Below are 17591 nucleotides of genomic sequence, written 5' to 3'. Positions count from 1 at the left end.
CGATGCGGCGCATGCCTGAGGAGACCGGGAACCGGCGTCGGCCCGAGCGCCGGGTGAGCAGTCAGATCCAGCGCGAGGTCATGCAGCTGATCCTCGACCAGGGGCTTCCGGCCGGCGCGCCGCTGCCCACCGAGACCGAGCTGATGACCGATCTCGGCGTGAGCCGCAACTCGGTCCGCGAGGCGCTCAAGGCCCTCCAGGCGCTCGACATAGTCGAGATCCGGCACGGCTACGGCACCTATGTGGGCGAGGCGTCCATGACGCCGTTCGTGGACGGACTGACCTTCCGCACGCTCGCCCGCCCGGACGATCCGACCGGGGCGCTGGCCGAGATCCTCCAGGTCCGCGAGGTGCTGGAGGAGGGGATGATAAGCAGGGTGGCCCAGGTCCTGACCGAGGAGGAGCTGGACCGGCTCGAAGCCGTCGTCACGGAAATGGAGACGACGGGCGACGACGGCCGTTCCTTCCCCGAACTCGACAGTGAGTTCCACGAGTTGCTGTACGCCTCGCTCGGAAACCCGCTCGTGCCGCAGTTGCTCGGCGCGTTCTGGACCGTCTTCCGACGGGTCGCCGTGGTACGCGGCTGGACCGACGACATCGCCCCGGAGGTGACGGCCCGCCGCCACCGGGACATCCTCACCGCCCTTCGGGCACGGGACGTCGAGGCCGCCCAGCGCGCGATGACCGACCACTTCCGGGGAATCGAGACACGAGCGGCACAGGGCTCCCGCGGCGTGAGCTGAACCGGTGCGTCCGCACGCCGCTTTCACGGACGGGACCGTGTGCCGCCCGCCTCAGACATCCCGGCGGTCCACCGCCACGATCGCGACGACGGCCGACACCACGGCCCAGGCGGCGAAGGTGGCCCAGGCGCCGGTGATCGTCGCCTGGTGGCGGGGGACCAGAGTGAACGGGTCGTGGGCGTAGGCGATGTCCGCCAGGCGGCTCCAGGCGTTGACGGGCTGGGCGTGTCTCACCGCGGCCGTCCAGGCGTAGCGGTCCGTGATGAAGGTGGGGATCAGCAGGAGCACGGCGGTGGCGGCGACCATCGTGGTGGCGCTGTGCCGGATCAGCGCCCCGAGCGCCAGCCCGGCGAGGGCGCAGACCGGGGCGAGCAGCGCCGAGGCACAGACGACGCGCAGCGCGCCGGGGTGGGTCAGGGAGACGCCCGCGTCACGGGTCGAGAGGATCGCCTGCGTGGAGGCGAACGAAGCGCCCGCGACGAACGCGCCGTAGACCGTCATCACGGCCGCCAGCAGGACCACCTTCGCCGCCATCAGCGCACGCCGGTCGGGAACGGCCGCGAACGTCGTCCGTACCAGGCCGGTCGCGTACTCGCCCACGATCGTGATCGCGCCGATGCTCGCCACCGCCAGGACCAGGATCATCGCGGAGCCGTCGGTGAAGGCGTCCCGCAGGGCCAACTGGGCGATCTGCAAACGCATCTGGGCGTTGAAGCGTGGATAGTCGGCCGCGTCGACCCGGGCCGCGTTCGCGTTGAACGCGATCACCGCCAGGGCGCCCGCGCCGAGCGCCCAGTACGTCGAGCGCAGCGAGCAGAGCTTGATCCATTCGGCGGCGAGAAGATCCCGGAAGCGGGGAGCGGGAAGCGGAGGCAGAACAGAGGCGGAGGCGGGTACGGCGGCTGTCGTCATCGGGAGTCTCCGGCGAGGAATTCGGCACTGTCGGCGGTCAGTTCCATGAAGGCCGCTTCCAGGGAGGCGGCCCGCGGGGTCAGCTCTTCGAGCAGGATCCGGTGCTGGAAGGCGAGTTCACCGACACGCGCCGCGCTCAGCGCCGACACCTTCAGCGTCCGGCCGTCGTACGGTGCCACCGCCGCGCCCTCGGCCGACAGCACCGCCGTCAGCCGTTCGACGTCCGGGGTGCGGACCGTGACGGCATGCCCGGTGCCGCGCGCCGCGAACCGCGCCACGCTCTCCGCGGCGATCAGCTCACCCCGCCCGATGACGATCAACTCGTCGGCGGTGTGCTCCATCTCGGACATGAGATGGCTGGAGACGAAGACCGTACGGCCCTCGCCCGCGAGCCTGCGGAACAGGCCGCGCACCCACAACACGCCTTCCGGGTCGAGACCGTTGAGCGGCTCGTCGAAAAGGAGAACCGGCGGATCTCCGAGCAACGCGCTCGCGATGCCCAGGCGTTGCTTCATACCCAGCGAGTAGCCGTCGGCGCGGCGGCGGGCCGCGGAGCCCGAAAGGCCCACCTCCCGCAGCACCTCGTCGACCCGGCCCGCCGGGATGCGGTTGCCCCGGGCGAGAGCGGACAGATGCGCCCGCGCGCTGCGTCCGCCGTGCACATCGCCCGCGTCCAGGAGCGCGCCGACGTGCCGCAGCCCGCGCGGACGGTCCCGGAACGGGCGCCCGTCGACGGTGGCCGTCCCGGCGGTCGGTGCGATCAGACCGAGCAGCATGCGCAGGGTCGTCGTCTTGCCCGCTCCGTTCGGGCCGAGGAACCCGGTGACGTGCCCCGGGCGAACCTGGAACGTCAGCCTCCGTACGGCCGTCGTGTCGCCGTATCTCTTCGTCAGTTCGTTGACTTCGATCACGCCCACACCGTCCCGCCGAGGACCGGCCGGGCGCATCGGCCCGGCACGGACACTCTCCGCCGAGGCATGTCGCCCCCGGGTGTACGTCCACGGGCCGATGCCCGCGCCACACCGCCTGCCTACGATCGACGCATGCATGTCACGCCGCCGCTTCCCCCGCTCAAGCGTGTGCCGCCCGGCGCCTGGGTGGCCCTGGCCTGGTGCGCCAGCACCCTGTTCACGTTCCTCGCGCGCATCCGGCTGCCCGGCGAGGAGACGGCCAATGAGGTGGCCGCCGCCCAGTTCTACCGCTGGGACGGCCTGCTGTTCCTCACCGTGGCGTGCGCCCTCGCCCTGGCAGGCAGCCCCCGCCTCGGGCACCGGCCCCTCCACGCCTTCACCCTGCTGCTCGCGGCGGCCGCTCTGCTCACCACCAACCTCGCCGCCGGCGCGATCCAGCTCGCCCAGTACCTGGCCGTCGACGTCGCCCTCTACTTCATCGCGGCCGCTCGCCCCCGCCGTACCGGAGTCAGGGCGCTCACCATGGCGCTCGCCGTCCTGGTCGTCTGGGTGTCGGTACGGCTGCTGCGGGGCTGGCACGTCGACACGCTCGTCGAACTGACCGTGGCCCTGACCGTCTTCGTTTCCTGGCTGCTCGGCGACACCGTCCACCGCACCCGTGTGCACGCCGAGCAGCTGCGTGCGAGGGCGGCCGGTCAGGCCGTCACCGACGAACGCCTGCGCATCGCCCGCGAGATGCACGACATGGTCGCCCACAGCATCGGCATCATCGCCCTCCAGGCCGGCGCGGCGGCCCGCGTCGTGCACACCCAGCCGGACGCGGCCCGCGAGGCGATGACCGCGGTCGAGACGGCCGGCCGCGAGACCCTCGCCGGGCTGCGCCGCATGCTCGTCGCGCTGCGCCAGGCGGACCAGATGCACCAGGTGGAACTGACGCCGACGGACCGGGCGGTCCCGGCGGACCAGGACGGTCCGTCGCATCCGTCGGGAACCCCGGGCGGTGGCACCGCGGACACGCCGGGAGGCCCGCGCGGACACGACGACCCCGACGCACCGGGCCGTCCCCCCGCGCCCGGCGAGAACCGGTCGTCCCGCTCCCCGCGGGCCGCACCGCTGCACCCCGCCGAGGGGCTCGCCGACCTCGACCGGCTGGCCGCCGCGACGACGGCCGCCGGGGTGCGCGTGGACATCAGGTGGAACGGCGAACGGCGTCAACTCCCGCCGGACATCGACCTGTCCGCGTTCCGGATCGTCCAGGAGTCCATCACCAACGTCGTACGGCACGCGGCGACGACCGCGTGCCGGGTGACCGTCGACCACCGCGACACGGAGGTCGCCGTCGAGATCACCGACGACGGCAGGGGACGGGGCAGCACCACGGACACGGGGTTCGGACTCATCGGCATGCGGGAGCGAGCCGCCCTGCTGCACGGCGAGTTCACCGCGGGCCCGCGCCCCGAGGGCGGTTTCCGCGTGAGCGCCCGCCTCCCGCTCCCCGCCACGAGCCAGGCGGCCGCCCGATGACGGTCCGCGTCGTCCTCGCCGACGACCAGCAGCTCATCCGCACGGCCCTGCGCATGGTCATCGCCGACATCGAGGACATCGAGGTGGTGGGCGAGGCGGAGAACGGCGAGGAAGCGGTGGCCCTCGCCGGGCAACTCAGCCCCGATGTCGTCGTCATGGACATCCGTATGCCCGGCATGGACGGCATCGAGGCGACCCGCCGGATCACCGCGGACACCACCGGGCCGAAGAGCGAATCGAGGATCGTCATCCTGACGACCTTCGACGACGACGATTACGTGTACGGGGCGCTGCGCGCGGGCGCGTCCGGATTCCTGGTCAAGGACATGGGCCTGGACGACATCATCGCGGCGATCCGCGTGGTGGCGGCCGGGGACGCCCTCATCGCCCCCGCCGTCACCCGTCGGCTCATCCAGGACTTCACCGCCGCCCGCCCCGAACTCGCCCGTGCACAGCGTGAGTTGAAGGGCATCACCGAACGCGAGCGCGAGGTGCTCACGCTGGTCGGCAGCGGGCTGTCCAACACGGAGATAGCCGAGCGGCTCTTCATCAGCGTGGCCACGGCGAAGACGTATCTCACCCGCCTGCTCTCGAAGCTGGACGCGCGGGACCGCGTCCAACTGGTGATCATCGCGTACGAGGCGGGGCTGGTGTCGGTGAACCGCTGAGCGCGGGGCGGTCGGATCCGTCGGACCCGGTCGCGGGGAGGAGGGAGGACCGCGTTCTAGGCGGTCAGGTCCGTCCGGGCCGGTGACGCGGAAGCGGATGACGCGGAAGCGGATGACGCGGAGGCCGGTGTGTCGGAGGAGAGCTCGTGGCGGATGAACCACTCCGTGGCCAGGAGCTTCTCCCGGCCGACCCGGGGGAGGGCGGCGATCCGCCCCGGCAGCGCTCCCCGTTCCACCTCGGAGCGGTGGGCGAGCACGGCCGCGATCTTCCGGTCCAGGCAGGGGCGTACGTCGACCGTCGCGCCGACCCACTCGTCCGGGACGCTGAACATCGGCCGGTTGTCCCGGAGCAGAAGCGAGCCGAGGGCCCGGGCGGCGGAGTCCGGGTGCGTGGCCAGATAGAGGGAGCGCGGCCGCCACGCGGCGCCGGCGTCGGGGTAGAGCCGGTCCAGCCCGGCGGCCTGGACCGCGAGCACGGTCACCCGGTGGGTGTGGACATGGTCGGGGTGACCGGTCAGCCCGCCGTAGGCGTCATGGGTGACCACGACGTCCGGGCGGACCTCCCGGATGTGCGCGACCAGCCGCCGCACCGACTCGTCGAGCGGCGCGTCGCAGAACCGGACGGCTCCCGGTGCCGACTCCGGCACCTTCGCGTCGGCGTAGCCGAGCATCCGCGGTGTACCCGCGCCGAGGACGCGCAGCGCGTCGGCCAATTCCGCGGCGCGGTGGGTGCCTTCCGCCCAGGTCGCCGTGACGACCGCGGTCCGTGCTCCCGAGGCCGCGTGCCGGGCGAGCACGCCGCCCGCCGACAGGGACTCGTCGTCGGGGTGGGCGAACACCGCGAGCAGGCTCGGAAAGGTCATCGCCGGGGTGCCGTTCCCTCAGCCCGCGACGCCGGCGACGAACGCGGTCCAGGCGTCCGCGCCGATCAGCAGCACGGGCCCGGCGGCCACCTTGCTGTCCCGCACGGGGACGACACCGGGTACCTGGTCGGTGACTTCGACGCAGTTGCCGCCCTCGCCGTTGCTGTGACTGCTCGTGCGCCAGCGGGCGTTGCTCAGGTCGTGGGCGCGCATCGTCTGAAGTCCTCCGCCGCCGCCTCGATCAGGGCAAGGGACGCCTCCGGCGACAGCGCGACGGCCCTGAGCAGATCGTAGGCGTGCTGCGCACGCTTCACCACAGCCGGATCGTCGACGAGGGTCCCCGAAAAGGAGGTCTCCGTATAGGCGGTCGGCGGCGCGTCCTCGAAGTCCATGAGCCGGAGATCCCCGGTCATGAGCGCGTGCGCTCCGGCCGCGTACGAGATCACCTGCACGGCAGCCTTGCGATCCCGCACCACACGCACGATGTGGTCCAGCTGCCCGGCCATCGTCACCGCCCCGCCGACCGGGATGCGCAGCACGCTCTCGTGCAGCACCACCCAATACATGGGCCTTGTGGCGTCACCGAGAACATGGGCCCGCTCCAGGCGGGCGGTCACCTTCTCCTCCACGTACTCGTCCGCCGCGAACGGATTGGACGCCAGCGTCACCGCCCGCGCATAACCGGCCGTCTGCAAAAGACCCGGCACCAGCGCGGGCGCGAACTCCGCGATCTTCGTCGCCGTCCGTTCCAGTTCGACGACCGCCGCGAAATACCCCGCGTAGCGTTTGTCGTCGATCAGCTTGTGCCACATCCGCTCGAAGAAGCCGTCACCGCGCAGAAGCGCGTCGATCCGCCGGGCCACATCCAACTGCGGTTTGCGGATGGCCTGTTCGAACTGGCCGATATAGCCCCCGGAGACAAAAACTTGAGCACCTAACTCCACTTGGGTGAAACCCGCGTCCTCCCTGTGTCGTTTCAGTTCTGAACCGAAAAACTCCCAGGCAGCCTGCCGAGAACCGTTGGCCACGGCCAACCCCCTTACGCTGCGCCGCATTTGTAGCGAACCGAATCCTGCCGATTCTAGATGCGGAGCGTCACCATGAAGATGCGAAGCGTGAAATGAAAAGGGACAGGTGAGCACAGTGGAAGAAGAACCGTCACCGGCACAGGAAGTCGCCGCCCGGCTCGCGGCGGCCCGGCGATGAAGCCGCCGGAGCCACCGGGACCTCCGATCGGTTCCTACGCCGTCGACACGTACACCGGGAAGGTGGGCATGGTCATGGGGAGCGAGGGGCCCTACGTGCAGCTGAGGCCGCTCGGCGGAGGCCGGGAATGGGACTGTGTCCCGGAGGCCGTCCGGCAGGCCACCGTGGCGGAGCGGCTCAGCGCGGCGACCGCGTACGTCAACGCGCGCAGCCGCGGCGAGGTGCCTTGAAGAGGGCCCCCGGAGGCAAAGCGACCCAGCGGGGCCGGGGTGCGGGCGCCGTAGGCGAGAATGGGCCGCATGAGTCTGTTCCGCGACGACGGCATCGTGCTGCGCACCCAGAAGCTGGGTGAGGCGGACCGGATCATCACGCTGCTCACGCGCGGTCACGGCCGCGTACGGGCGGTGGCGCGCGGCGTCCGGCGGACCAAGTCCAAGTTCGGGGCGCGCCTCGAACCCTTCTCCCACGTGGACGTCCAGTTCTTCGCGCGGGGCAGTGAACTGATCGGCCGCGGCCTGCCCCTGTGCACACAGAGCGAGACGATCGCTCCGTACGGTGGCGGCATCGTCACCGACTACCCGCGCTACACCGCGGGCACGGCCATGCTGGAGACCGCCGAGCGGTTCACCGACCACGAGGGGGAGCCGGCGGTGCAGCAGTACCTGCTGCTCGTCGGCGGGCTCCGCACCCTCGCCCGGGGCGAGCACGAGCCGCATCTCGTCCTCGACGCCTTCCTGCTGCGCTCCCTCGCCGTCAACGGCTACGCGCCCAGCTTCAGCGCCTGTGCCAAATGCGGCATGCCGGGACCGAACCGGTTCTTCTCGGTCGCGGCGGGAGGATCCGTCTGCGTCGACTGCCGGGTGCCCGGCAGCGTCGTACCCTCACCTCAGGCCCTCGAACTCCTCGGCGCGCTGCTCACGGGAGACTGGGAGACCGCGGACGCGTGCGAGCCGCGGCACGTCCGGGAGGGCAGCGGGCTGGTGTCGGCCTATCTGCACTGGCATCTGGAGCGCGGACTGCGTTCCCTGCGGTACGTGGAGAAGTAGACGCAGGCCGGGCAGGCCAGGGCCGCGACAGCGGACGAGCGCGGCACGAGCGCGCGAGAACAGCACGGAACAGCAAGCAGAGCGAGACGGGCGCCCGGCGCACGCGAGCAAGTCAGAGGGAGACGAGAAGCACATGGTCGTACGCGGGATCCTGGGCAGCCGGCGCCGCGAGCACAAGACGCCGGAACCGCACCCCTCCGGTGCCCGCGCGCCCAAACTCCCCGGCGAGCTCGTCCCGAACCATGTGGCGATCGTCATGGACGGGAACGGCCGCTGGGCCAAGGACCGCGGGCTGCCCCGCACCGAGGGCCACAAGGTCGGTGCCGAGCGTGTCCTCGACGTCCTCCAGGGCTCGATCGAGGTCGGCATCGGGAGCATCTCCCTGTACGCCTTCTCCACCGAGAACTGGAAGCGCTCGCCGGACGAGGTGCGCTTCCTGATGAACTTCAACCGCGACTTCATCCGCAAGACCCGCGACCAGCTCGACGAGCTCGGTATCCGGGTCCGCTGGGTGGGCCGCATGCCCAAGCTGTGGAAGTCGGTCGCCAAGGAGCTCCAGGTCGCCCAGGAGCAGACCAAGGGCAACGACCGGCTCACCCTGTACTTCTGCATGAACTACGGCGGCCGTGCCGAGATCGCCGACGCGGCGCAGGCGCTGGCCGAGGACGTGAAGGCCGGCCGCCTCGACCCGTCCAAGGTCAACGAGAAGACCCTCCAGAAGTACATGTACTACCCGGACATGCCGGACGTGGACCTGTTCCTGCGCCCGAGCGGCGAGCAGCGCACCTCCAACTACCTGCTCTGGCAGAGCGCCTATGCCGAGATGGTCTTCCAGGACGTGCTGTGGCCCGACTTCGACCGGCGTGACCTGTGGCGCGCCTGCGTCGAGTACGCCCAGCGCGACCGCCGCTTCGGCGGCGCCGTTCCCAACGAGCAACTGCTCGCGATGGAGAAGGACATGCGCGGCGACGGGTCGTAACACCCGCCGCCCGGAGCGTTGTCAGGACCCGGCGTTACGATCACGGCTCATCACCGCCGAACCGGGGAGGGGCCGTGGTCGAGGACCAGGGCGCTGCGCAGCCACAGGAGTTGCCGCAGCAGGAATTGCAGGGGCAGGGGCACGGGGCGGATGCCGTCGAGCTCGAGTACCGGCCGACCGTCGCGGACTTCACGTCGGCGCTGAAGGCGCGCCGAGGCGTCAGCAAAGGCGGCCGAAGACAGTACTGGGTGCTGGGCTGCGTGGCCCTCGTGGCCGTTCTGGAGAGCGCGCAGGCGATGGCCGGACGGGAGGTGTCCTTGTTCCTCGTGATCTGGCTCGTCGTCTTCGTGCTGCTCATACCGCTGATGCCCCGGCTCATGGCCCGCCAGTTCCAGCGGCTCGGCGAGCGTCAGGGCACGTTCCGTGTGACCGTCACGGACGCCGGGGTGACCGTCGTCACGGACAACTCCACCACGGCGCTCAACTGGGTCGCCCAGCCCCGCTACCGGGAGACGAAGGACGTCTTCGTCATGGTCAGCCCCGACAAGAACGCTGTCGGTTTCACCGTGCTGCCCAAGCGCGCCGTGCGCGCCCCCGAGGACGTCGACCGACTGCGGGCGATCCTCGACCGCAACCTGACGCGCGTTTGATGCCTCCGGGGCCCTGACGCGAGTCCGCCCCCCGGGTGGGGGCTCAGCCCTTGGCCGCCGCGCACTCCGCGCACGTACCGAAGATCTCCACCGTGTGCGCCACGTTCACATAGCCGTGCTCCGCGGCGATGGTCTCCGCCCACTTCTCGACAGCCGGGCCCTCCACCTCCACGGCCTTGCCGCAGACACGGCAGACGAGGTGGTGGTGGTGCTCGCCGCTCGAACAGCGCCGGTAGACGGACTCGCCCTCCGACGTGCGCAGGACGTCGACCTCGCCCGCGTCGGCCAGCGACTGGAGCGTGCGGTAGACCGTGGTGAGCCCGACCGAGTCGCCCTTGTGCTTGAGCATGTCGTGCAGCTCCTGCGCGCTGCGGAACTCGGCCACCTCGTCGAGCGCGGCCGCCACGGCGGCACGCTGCCGGGTGGAGCGGCCCCGGACGGGCGATCCAGCGGTTGTCACCGTTGCCTCCTCGCGTCTGCCCTTGCCCGGCCATTGTGCCAGCCCGGGCTGTACCCGGTCAGACGCCGACCGTGCTCTCCGGGCCACGCGTGGCAGGAATCGCGCACTCCGCGGGGTCCCCGGCCGTCTGCGCCGCGGCCACCGCACGTGCCCGGCGCCGGGCCAGCGGCGATGCCAGCGCCGTCAGCGCGATGAACGCGCCGATCGTCAGGAGAACGATCGTCGAGCCGGGCGGCACGTCCTGGTAGAACGACGTCACGGTCCCGCCGATCGTCACGCTCACACCGATCGCCACCGCGACGGCGAAGGTCGCCGCGAAGCTCCGGGTGAGCTGCTGGGCCGCCGCGACCGGCACGACCATCAGCGCGCTCACCAGCAGCAGGCCGACCACGCGCATCGCGACGGTGACCGTGACCGCCGCCGTGACCGCCGTCAGCAGGTTCAGGGCCCGCACCGGCAGACCGGTCACCCGGGCGAACTCCTCGTCCTGGCTGACCGCGAACAACTGTCGGCGCAGCCCCACTGTGACGAGGAGGACGAAGGCGCCCAGCACGCAGATCGCCGTCACGTCGGACTCGCTCACCGTCGACAGCGAGCCGAAGAGGTACGAGGTCAGGTTGGCGTTCGAGCCGCCCGGCGCGAGGTTGATGAACATCACGCCGCCCGCCATGCCCCCGTAGAAGAGCATGGCAAGGGCGATGTCCCCGCGCGTCTTTCCGTACCAGCGGATCAGCTCCATGAGCACGGCGCCCAGCACGGACACGGCCGTCGCCATCCACACCGGTGACGTGTTGAGCAGGAAGCCGAGGCCGACGCCCGTCATCGCCACATGGCCGATGCCGTCGCCCATCAGGGCCTGACGGCGCTGAACCAGGTAGATGCCGACGGCCGGCGCGATGACGCCCACCAGGACGGCGGCGAGCAGCGCCCGCTGCATGAAGGCGTAGTCGAGGATGTCCATCAGCTCAGCAGTCCCGTCCGGATCGGTTCGGCGTCATGAGCCGCGTGCGGGTGTACATGGTCGTGGCCGGGCAGGGCGTGCTGGCCGACCGCCCGTGGTGGCGGGCCGTCGTGCAGGACGCAGCCGTCCCGCAGGACGACCGCGCGGTCGATCAGCGGCTCCAGGGGACCCAGCTCGTGCAGCACGAGCAGCACGGAGGTGCCCTGGGCGACCTGGTCGCGCAGGGTGGCGGCCAGTACCTCCTGGCTGGCGAGGTCCACGCCCGCCATCGGCTCGTCCATGATCAGCAGTTCGGGTTCGGAGGCCAGCGCGCGGGCGATGAGGACCCGCTGGTGCTGTCCGCCCGACAGGGCGTTGACGGAGTCCTTGGCGCGGTCCGCCATCCCGACGAGCTCCAGGGCCCGTCGTACGGCCGCGTGATCGGCCTTGCGCAGGATGCCGAAGCGGGCCCGGGACAGCCGGCCCGAGGCGACGATCTCGGTCACCGTCGCCGGCACCCCGCCCGCCGCGGTGGTCCGCTGCGGGACGTACCCCACCCGGTGCCAGTCGCGGAAACGGCGGCGCGGAACGCCGAAGATCTCGATCTCGCCGCCGCTGACGGCGACCTGCCCGATGACGCTGCGCACGGCGGTCGACTTGCCGGAGCCGTTGGCGCCGAGCAGCGCGACGACCTCCCCGCGGCGCACCGTGAGATCGATGCCGCGCAGGACCGGGCGCGAACCCAGCTCCGCCCGGACACCCCGCAGGGACACGACGGACTCGCTCACGACGTCCTCCACAGTGATCACTTGGCGCCCAGCGCCGTCTGCAGTGCCTTCAGGTTCGACCGCATGACCTGCATGTAGTCGCTGCCCCTTGACTTGCCGGTGATGCCTTCGAGCGGGTCGAGGACATCCGTCCGGAGCCCGATGTCCCGGGCGATCGTGCCGGCCGTCCTGTCACTGACGAGCGTCTCGTAGAACACCGTCGTGACGCCGTCGGCCTTCGCCAGGTTCTCCAGGCCCTTCACCCGGTTCGCGCTGGGCTCCGACTCCGGGTCGAGGCCGTTGACGGCCTCCTCGGTGAGCCCGTAGCGCTCGGCGAGGTAGCCGAACGCGGCGTGGGTGGTGATGAAGGTCTTGGTCTTCGTGTCCGCGAGACCGTCACGGAACTCGGTGTCCAGCGCGGCGAACCTCTTCCGCAGCGCCGCCATGTTCTCCGCGTAGTCCGCGGCGTGCTTCGGGTCGGCCTTCTTCAGCGCGGCCGACACGCCCTCGGCCACCTGGCCGAACCGCACCGGGTCGAGCCAGACGTGCGGGTCGGGTGCGCCGGTCTCCTCGCCCTCGCTGTGGTCGTGGGCGGCGGCGTGCCCGCCGACCTCGTTGCCGTGCTTCTCCAGCTTCGTCAGGGAGGCGGCGTCGATCTTGGTCTTCACTCCGGACTGGGCCACCGCGTCGTCGACGGCCGGCTGGAGGTTCTTGAGGTAGAGGACGGCGTCCGCGTCCTGGAGCCGCGCGGTCTCCCGGGCGCTGATCTCCAGGTCGTGCGGTTCCTGGCCGGGCCGGGTCAGGTTCGTGACGTTCACATGCGTCCCGCCGATCTGCTCGGCGAGATACTGGAGCGGGTAGAACGACGCGACCACATCGAGTCTTCCGTTGCTCCTGGCGTCTGCCGAGGCGGAACCCGAGCAGGCCGTGAGAGCGCCGAGGCCGAGGGCGGTGGCCGCCACGGCCGAGGTCCCCGCTATGAGGCGTCGTCGTACGTTCATGACACTCATTTTCAACAAATGTGGAAACGATTGTCAACAAGCCCTCGTCCGGGCGCCCGCGCACCCCCCGGCAACGGGCATCAAGCGGATCTAAGCGGCCGTAAGCGGCCCACTCCGCGAACCGATTTGATACAGGGGTGGGCGACGCCGGTAACCTGAAGCATTCGCTGCCGTCCGTTCGTAATGAAGAGAGCACCGTGGCCGCCGACAAGATCGAGACCATCGTCAGCCTGAGCAAGCGCCGTGGCTTCGTTTTCCCCAGTAGTGAGATCTACGGTGGACAGCGTGCCGCCTGGGACTACGGCCCGCTCGGCGTCGAGCTCAAGGAGAACATCAAGCGCCAGTGGTGGCGTTACATGGTCACCTCCCGTGAGGACGTCGTCGGTATCGACTCGTCGGTGATCCTGGCCACCGAGACCTGGGTCGCCTCCGGTCACGTCGCCACCTTCTCCGACCCGCTCACCGAGTGCACCTCCTGTCACAAGCGCTACCGCGCCGACCACCTGGAGGAGGCCTACGAGGCGAAGCACCACCGCCTCCCGGAGAACGGCCTCGCGGACATCAACTGCCCCAACTGCGGCAACAAGGGCATGTTCACCGAGCCCAAGCAGTTCTCCGGCCTGCTCAGCACGCACCTCGGCCCCACCCAGGACACCGGCTCCGTCGCCTACCTGCGCCCCGAGACCGCCCAGGGCATCTTCACCAACTTCGCCCAGGTGCAGACCACCTCGCGTCGCAAGCCGCCGTTCGGCATCGCGCAGATGGGCAAGTCCTTCCGCAACGAGATCACGCCCGGCAACTTCATCTTCCGGACCCGCGAGTTCGAGCAGATGGAGATGGAGTTCTTCGTCAAGCCGGGCGAGGACGAGAAGTGGCAGGAGTACTGGATGGAGCAGCGCTGGAACTGGTACACCGGTCTCGGCCTGCGCGCGGAGAACATGCGGTGGTTCGAGCACCCGCAGGAGAAGCTCTCCCACTACTCCAAGCGCACCGCCGACATCGAGTACCGCTTCCAGTTCGGCGGCAACGAGTGGGGTGAGCTGGAGGGCGTGGCCAACCGCACCGACTACGACCTCGGCGCGCACTCCAAGGCCTCCGGCCAGGACCTCTCCTACTTCGACCAGGAAGCCGGAGAGCGCTGGACCCCGTACGTCATCGAGCCCGCCGCCGGTGTCGGCCGCGCCATGCTCGCCTTCCTGCTCGACGCCTACGTCGAGGACGAGGCCCCGAACGCCAAGGGCAAGATGGAGAAGCGCACCGTGCTGCGCCTCGACCCGCGCCTCGCGCCCGTCAAGGTCGCCGTGCTGCCCCTGTCGCGCAACCCGGAGCTCTCGCCCAAGGCGAAGGGTCTGGCCACCGCGCTGCGCCAGAACTGGAACATCGACTTCGACGACGCCGGCGCCATCGGCCGCCGCTACCGTCGCCAGGACGAGATCGGCACCCCGTTCTGCGTCACGGTCGACTTCGACACCCTCGACGACAACGCCGTCACGGTGCGCGAGCGCGACTCCATGAAGCAGGAGCGTGTCTCGCTCGACCAGATCGAGGGCTACCTGGCCGGCCGCCTCATCGGCTGCTGACCCGGCCTCCGAGCCAGTCGCTCACGAAGCCCCCGGTTCCCGCGCAGGGAACCGGGGGCTTCGCTGTCCCGGACCATGGGGTGTCCAGGCGTCCGTGGGACCGGCGATACCGGTGTCCTGGCCCGTATGCGCTGGTGGCGCCGGTGTCATGGGCCGTTGGCACCGGTGGCACCGGTGGCACCGGTGTCGTGGGCGGTACGGGTGGCGTCGGTGTCGTGGGCGGTACCGGCGGGGGCGGTAGCCGTGGCGCCGGTGTCGTGGCGGCGGCCGAGGTGGCCAGGGCTCGGTGGCCTCGGCCGCGCCCTGCCCGTATCGGCCGCGCTCTGCCGTCTCAGCGGCCCTGCAGTGCCTTCACGTTGTCGCCGAAGGTCCAGTTCTTCGAGCCGTCCCAGTTGACCGACCAGGTCATCAGGCCCTTGAGGCCGGTGCCGTAGTGCCGCCAGGCCTGGGACACGAGACTCGGTGCCATGTAGCCGCCGCCGGCGCCGGACTGCGCGGGCAGCCCCGGCACCTGCTTGTCGTAGGGGACCTTGATGGTGGTCCCCTGCACTACAAGCCCCTTGTTGAGGCAGTCGGTCTGGGCGGTGAAGCCCTGGACCGTGCCCGCGGAGTACGCGTCACCGGAGCAGCCGTACATGCTGCCGTTGTAGTACTGCATGTTCAGCCACCACAGACGCCCGTTGTCCGCGTACTTCTTGACGATCGGCAGATACGCGCCCCAGATCGAGCCGTACGCGACACTGCCGCCGGTGACGTACGCCGTCTCCGGCGCCATCGTCAGCCCGAACCCGGCCGGCATCCGCGACAGCACTCCGTCGATGATCCGGGTCAGGTTGGCCTGTGAGGCGGAGAGCTGACCGATGGTCCCGCTGCCGACGAGCCCGGTCTCGATGTCGATGTCGATCCCGTCGAAGTTGTACTTCTTCAGGATGGGCACGATGGTCGCGACGAAACGGTCGGCGACCGCGGACGAACTCAGGTCGATCCCGGCCGCCGCACCGCCGATGGACAGCAGGATCGTCTGCCCCGAGGCCTTGGCCGCGCACATCTCGGCCGGCGTCGCGACCTTCACACCCGTGTCCATCCCGTCCTCCCACAGCGCGGTGCCGTCGGAGCGGATGACGGGGAACGCCGCGTTGATCACGTTGTAGCCGTGCGCGGCGATACGGGGGTCGGTGATCGGCGTCCACCCGAAGGGCGGGTGCACGCCGTTGGACGAGCCGTCCCAGTTCTCCCAGTAGCCCTGGAGAACCTTTCCGGCGGGCCGGGACCTCACGGCACAGGTGTCGGCTGCCGAGGCGCTGGTGGCGCCCGCGACCGACAGCGGGGTGAGGACGGCCGCGGCCAGCGCGACGGCGAGCAGACGGAGCTTTCGGCGCATCATGCGAGGCCTCCCGGTGGGGGTGCGGTGAGGTGTCGTAGGCATGACAGTCGCGCGGTCCAGACCTTTCGTCAATAGGTCTGGACCAAAGTGGTGGTGATGGCTCCGGGCAGGCCGGACCCGGGCCGGTGGTCGCCGGTGTGGCCCGGCGCGGCACCCCGTCCGCGGTGTGAACCGGGCGGCAGCCCTCAGGCCTCCTTGGGGTCGACCGTCGCCTGATGTTCCTCGGCCAGGTGTTCCTCCGCCTTCAACCAGGGGAGGAACTGGGCGTTTTTGCGCCAGCCGCACGTGTCGCACTTGATGGTGCGCTGTACGCCCGCTCGTTGTACGCGGACGGTGTGTTCGCGGCCGTGCTGGTCCCAGCGGCTTACTTTGCTCGTGTTGATCTGAAGCATGACACCTCCTGGTTCTACCGCTTCGTCTGCGCAGCAAGGAGTGTGCAGCATGGTGAAGATCAACGGGGGTTCTTCGGCGGTCAGTTCGGTGAGGGCAAGATCACGGTCAGGACGGGGCCAGGTGTCCTTCGGCGGCCTCGACGGCGGCGGTGGTGACGTTGACCTGGTGTTCTATCTGCCGGTCCACCGGAACCCAGGTCGCCGTGAAACTCGCCGAGTAGGCGGCGCACCAGCGCGCGACGAGGGCTTCCAGTTCGGCGCGTTGAGGCGCGGTCCCCGGGCTGGGCGCGTACTCCTCCAGAAGGCGCAGCAGCATCGCGGCGGCCCGCAGCGGGGTGCGCCGGGCGAAGCCCTCGATGCTGGCCGTGCGGGCGCGGGTGAGGCCGGGGAGCGGGGTGAACGCCGGGTGCGCGGGGTCCCAGCTGTCGGCCAAGGGGCCGCAGACGCGCAGTGTTTCGGCCACCGCCCGGTGCATGCTGAAGCCGGGGTCCGGGCCGGGTGCCGGGAGGTGGGGGCGGGCCCGTTCGTAGTGGCCGCGGACGGTGTGGGAGTAGGCCCGCAGGCGTTCCGCCCAGTGCTGCAGCCGTTGTTCGGGAGCGGGGTGGGGAGCCAGGTCGGCGAACCCGGCGGCGGCCCAGACCGGTACTTCCAGCACCGCGGTGACGCCGCCGTGGGCGTGCGGGGCGAGCCAGGTGGAGCGGTGGGCGTTCTCCGGGAAGGCGGTGGGACGTTCGGGCGCGCCGGGCGGCGGCAGGACGAAGACGCCGGGGGCGCTCGTGGGCCAGTGCAGGGCGTCCAGCGGGGCCCCCTCGACCGGGATGCCGAGCTGTTCGGCGGAGGCGGCGAGGGTCCGGTCGAGACCGGGGACGTCCCGGGTGAGCTGGGCGAAGGTGCCGCCGATGTCCGTGCCGTGCAGGGAGATCTGGATGTAGGGCCGCAGCCGGCGGATGACGCCGAGCAGGGCGCGGCTCTCCGGAAGGAACCGCGGCCGGGGGAGCGCGGGCGCCCATTCGGGCTGTTCGTCCGCGGTGGGGCGGAAGAAGGACCGGTAGTGGCCGAAGAGGGTGTCGGCGCGGTGTCCGCCTTCGTTGAGGCGGGCTCCGTCCGGGTCGAGGCACAGCACCAGATGCCATACGGTGCCCGGCCGTTCGCCGCCCAGTGCCCGCTGGGCCAGCGAAAGAAGGGTGCCCCCGCCGACGTACTCGTTGGGGTGCGCGCCCGCGACCACGAGGGCGTGCCGTGGCCCGTTTCCGACGCTCAGCATCCGCAGCGGGACGCCGCGTCGGGAGTGGCCGATCGTGCTCAGCCGGCACAGGCCGGGATGCCGGGCGGCCAGGGCCTCGGCGGTGCGGGTGACGTCGGCGGGTGTGGGATAGCTCAGTGTCCGGAACCGCTGTCGTCCCTGGTCCCTCTCGGGTCCAGCGCGCGGATCTTGATCTCGGCCACGGAGCCTCCTCGGATCGCGGATCGCGGGTGTGCCGGACGGAACGCACCGGGCCGTCGCCGGGCGCGTTCCGTTCGACTTCAGTGCGACTCAGTACGTCATGGCGCACCACTGGTGTCAA

At 70.7% G+C, this 17591-nt stretch carries 20 protein-coding genes; 8 read left to right on the top strand and 12 right to left on the bottom strand.

Annotated features, from left to right (window positions below):
• Positions 1-2 precede the first annotated feature (2 nt).
• The gene (locus tag ACIQRL_RS04170) at positions 3-743 is read left to right on the top strand and encodes a FadR/GntR family transcriptional regulator (RefSeq protein WP_401328079.1); all 741 of its coding nucleotides are present in this window, start codon (positions 3-5) and stop codon (positions 741-743) included.
• A gap of 51 nt (positions 744-794) precedes the next feature.
• On the opposite strand, the gene ACIQRL_RS04165 is transcribed toward ACIQRL_RS04170, so the two are convergent.
• Positions 795-1655 (bottom strand): ABC transporter permease, encoded by an 861-nt coding sequence (locus ACIQRL_RS04165; RefSeq protein WP_401326739.1) that lies wholly within the window; start codon positions 1653-1655, stop codon positions 795-797.
• On the bottom strand, positions 1652-2566 hold the full coding sequence (locus ACIQRL_RS04160) for an ABC transporter ATP-binding protein (RefSeq protein WP_401326736.1): 915 nt from the start codon (positions 2564-2566) through the stop codon (positions 1652-1654). Before ACIQRL_RS04160 ends, ACIQRL_RS04165 begins: the two co-directional genes overlap by 4 nt.
• Before the next feature lie 132 nt (positions 2567-2698).
• Between ACIQRL_RS04160 and ACIQRL_RS04155 the strand changes: the two genes are divergently transcribed.
• Entirely contained in the window at positions 2699-4090 is a 1392-nt protein-coding gene (locus tag ACIQRL_RS04155) for a sensor histidine kinase (RefSeq protein ID WP_401326733.1), read from the top strand.
• Positions 4087-4758, top strand: coding sequence for a response regulator (locus tag ACIQRL_RS04150; RefSeq protein WP_401326730.1), 672 nt, complete (start codon positions 4087-4089; stop codon positions 4756-4758). Before ACIQRL_RS04155 ends, ACIQRL_RS04150 begins: the two co-directional genes overlap by 4 nt.
• Positions 4759-4814: 56 nt before the next feature.
• Here ACIQRL_RS04150 and ACIQRL_RS04145 read toward each other — a convergent pair whose 3' ends face one another.
• The 3 genes from ACIQRL_RS04145 to ACIQRL_RS04135 are packed head-to-tail and all read right to left on the bottom strand — an operon-like array spanning position 4815 to position 6649.
• On the bottom strand, positions 4815-5621 hold the full coding sequence (locus ACIQRL_RS04145) for a PIG-L deacetylase family protein (RefSeq protein ID WP_401326727.1): 807 nt from the start codon (positions 5619-5621) through the stop codon (positions 4815-4817).
• Positions 5622-5639: 18 nt separating this feature from the next.
• Positions 5640-5834 (bottom strand): DUF397 domain-containing protein, encoded by a 195-nt coding sequence (locus ACIQRL_RS04140; protein WP_401326724.1) that lies wholly within the window; start codon positions 5832-5834, stop codon positions 5640-5642.
• A complete protein-coding gene (locus tag ACIQRL_RS04135; protein WP_401326722.1) occupies positions 5816-6649 on the bottom strand; it encodes a helix-turn-helix domain-containing protein in 834 nt (277 codons plus the stop codon). The genes ACIQRL_RS04140 and ACIQRL_RS04135 overlap by 19 nt, the downstream gene beginning before the upstream one ends.
• 174 nt (positions 6650-6823) lie before the next feature.
• Here ACIQRL_RS04135 and ACIQRL_RS04130 point away from each other — a divergent pair, with 174 nt between their 5' ends.
• The 4 genes from ACIQRL_RS04130 (at position 6824) to ACIQRL_RS04115 (ending at position 9502) form a co-directional block, all read left to right on the top strand.
• A complete protein-coding gene (locus tag ACIQRL_RS04130) occupies positions 6824-7057 on the top strand; it encodes a hypothetical protein (RefSeq protein ID WP_401326719.1) in 234 nt (77 codons plus the stop codon).
• A gap of 69 nt (positions 7058-7126) precedes the next feature.
• Complete coding sequence (gene recO / locus ACIQRL_RS04125; protein ID WP_401326716.1) at positions 7127-7873, top strand: DNA repair protein RecO; 747 nt, start codon at positions 7127-7129, stop codon at positions 7871-7873.
• Between the two features lie 133 nt (positions 7874-8006).
• On the top strand, positions 8007-8852 hold the full coding sequence (locus ACIQRL_RS04120; protein ID WP_401326714.1) for an isoprenyl transferase: 846 nt from the start codon (positions 8007-8009) through the stop codon (positions 8850-8852).
• 74 nt (positions 8853-8926) lie between these two features.
• Entirely contained in the window at positions 8927-9502 is a 576-nt protein-coding gene (locus tag ACIQRL_RS04115) for a YcxB family protein (protein WP_401326711.1), read from the top strand.
• Positions 9503-9545: 43 nt separating this feature from the next.
• Here ACIQRL_RS04115 and ACIQRL_RS04110 read toward each other — a convergent pair whose 3' ends face one another.
• From ACIQRL_RS04110 to ACIQRL_RS04095, 4 genes are read right to left on the bottom strand one after another with little or no spacing between them, the layout of a single operon-like run.
• Positions 9546-9962 carry a Fur family transcriptional regulator gene (locus ACIQRL_RS04110; protein ID WP_401326709.1) on the bottom strand — a complete coding sequence of 139 codons (417 nt, stop codon included), beginning with the start codon at positions 9960-9962 and terminating at the stop codon, positions 9546-9548.
• Positions 9963-10020: 58 nt separating this feature from the next.
• Positions 10021-10923 (bottom strand): metal ABC transporter permease, encoded by a 903-nt coding sequence (locus ACIQRL_RS04105; protein ID WP_401326707.1) that lies wholly within the window; start codon positions 10921-10923, stop codon positions 10021-10023.
• Complete coding sequence (locus tag ACIQRL_RS04100; protein WP_401328076.1) at positions 10923-11708, bottom strand: metal ABC transporter ATP-binding protein; 786 nt, start codon at positions 11706-11708, stop codon at positions 10923-10925. The genes ACIQRL_RS04105 and ACIQRL_RS04100 overlap by 1 nt, the downstream gene beginning before the upstream one ends.
• Positions 11708-12670 (bottom strand): metal ABC transporter substrate-binding protein, encoded by a 963-nt coding sequence (locus ACIQRL_RS04095; RefSeq protein ID WP_401326704.1) that lies wholly within the window; start codon positions 12668-12670, stop codon positions 11708-11710. Before ACIQRL_RS04095 ends, ACIQRL_RS04100 begins: the two co-directional genes overlap by 1 nt.
• A gap of 197 nt (positions 12671-12867) precedes the next feature.
• On the opposite strand from ACIQRL_RS04095, the gene ACIQRL_RS04090 reads away from it, so the two are divergent.
• Positions 12868-14250: a glycine--tRNA ligase gene (locus ACIQRL_RS04090; protein ID WP_356781260.1), complete on the top strand. Its 1383-nt coding sequence runs from the start codon at positions 12868-12870 to the stop codon at positions 14248-14250.
• A gap of 331 nt (positions 14251-14581) precedes the next feature.
• Here the strand turns inward: ACIQRL_RS04090 and ACIQRL_RS04085 are convergent, their stop codons facing one another.
• The 3 genes from ACIQRL_RS04085 to ACIQRL_RS04075 form a co-directional block, all read right to left on the bottom strand.
• Positions 14582-15634 carry a chitinase gene (locus ACIQRL_RS04085; protein WP_401326700.1) on the bottom strand — a complete coding sequence of 351 codons (1053 nt, stop codon included), beginning with the start codon at positions 15632-15634 and terminating at the stop codon, positions 14582-14584.
• A 185-nt stretch (positions 15635-15819) separates the two neighbouring features.
• On the bottom strand, positions 15820-16026 hold the full coding sequence (locus tag ACIQRL_RS04080) for a hypothetical protein (protein WP_355845540.1): 207 nt from the start codon (positions 16024-16026) through the stop codon (positions 15820-15822).
• A 106-nt stretch (positions 16027-16132) separates the two neighbouring features.
• A complete protein-coding gene (locus ACIQRL_RS04075; protein WP_401328073.1) occupies positions 16133-17362 on the bottom strand; it encodes a M14 family zinc carboxypeptidase in 1230 nt (409 codons plus the stop codon).
• Positions 17363-17591 lie beyond the last annotated feature (229 nt).

Source organism: Streptomyces sp. NPDC091209 (genome assembly GCF_044757755.1).
Classification (GTDB): domain Bacteria; phylum Actinomycetota; class Actinomycetes; order Streptomycetales; family Streptomycetaceae; genus Streptomyces.
Note: the sequence above shows the minus strand (reverse complement) of the source record. Positions and strands in the feature narration are given on the sequence as shown.

Bases quoted from the DNA above. Each gene is read 5' to 3' on its own strand.
- ACIQRL_RS04170 (WP_401328079.1), top strand. From the start codon at position 3: ATGCGGCGCATGCCTGAGGAGACCGGGAACCGGCGTCGGCCCGAGCGC.
- ACIQRL_RS04165 (WP_401326739.1), bottom strand. From the start codon at position 1,655: ATGACGACAGCCGCCGTACCCGCCTCCGCCTCTGTTCTGCCTCCGCTT.
- ACIQRL_RS04155 (WP_401326733.1), top strand. From the start codon at position 2,699: ATGCATGTCACGCCGCCGCTTCCCCCGCTCAAGCGTGTGCCGCCCGGC.
- ACIQRL_RS04150 (WP_401326730.1), top strand. From the start codon at position 4,087: ATGACGGTCCGCGTCGTCCTCGCCGACGACCAGCAGCTCATCCGCACG.
- ACIQRL_RS04145 (WP_401326727.1), bottom strand. From the start codon at position 5,621: ATGACCTTTCCGAGCCTGCTCGCGGTGTTCGCCCACCCCGACGACGAG.
- ACIQRL_RS04140 (WP_401326724.1), bottom strand. From the start codon at position 5,834: ATGCGCGCCCACGACCTGAGCAACGCCCGCTGGCGCACGAGCAGTCAC.
- ACIQRL_RS04130 (WP_401326719.1), top strand. From the start codon at position 6,824: ATGAAGCCGCCGGAGCCACCGGGACCTCCGATCGGTTCCTACGCCGTC.
- recO (WP_401326716.1), top strand. From the start codon at position 7,127: ATGAGTCTGTTCCGCGACGACGGCATCGTGCTGCGCACCCAGAAGCTG.
- ACIQRL_RS04120 (WP_401326714.1), top strand. From the start codon at position 8,007: ATGGTCGTACGCGGGATCCTGGGCAGCCGGCGCCGCGAGCACAAGACG.
- ACIQRL_RS04105 (WP_401326707.1), bottom strand. From the start codon at position 10,923: ATGGACATCCTCGACTACGCCTTCATGCAGCGGGCGCTGCTCGCCGCC.
- ACIQRL_RS04095 (WP_401326704.1), bottom strand. From the start codon at position 12,670: ATGAACGTACGACGACGCCTCATAGCGGGGACCTCGGCCGTGGCGGCC.
- ACIQRL_RS04085 (WP_401326700.1), bottom strand. From the start codon at position 15,634: ATGATGCGCCGAAAGCTCCGTCTGCTCGCCGTCGCGCTGGCCGCGGCC.
- ACIQRL_RS04080 (WP_355845540.1), bottom strand. From the start codon at position 16,026: ATGCTTCAGATCAACACGAGCAAAGTAAGCCGCTGGGACCAGCACGGC.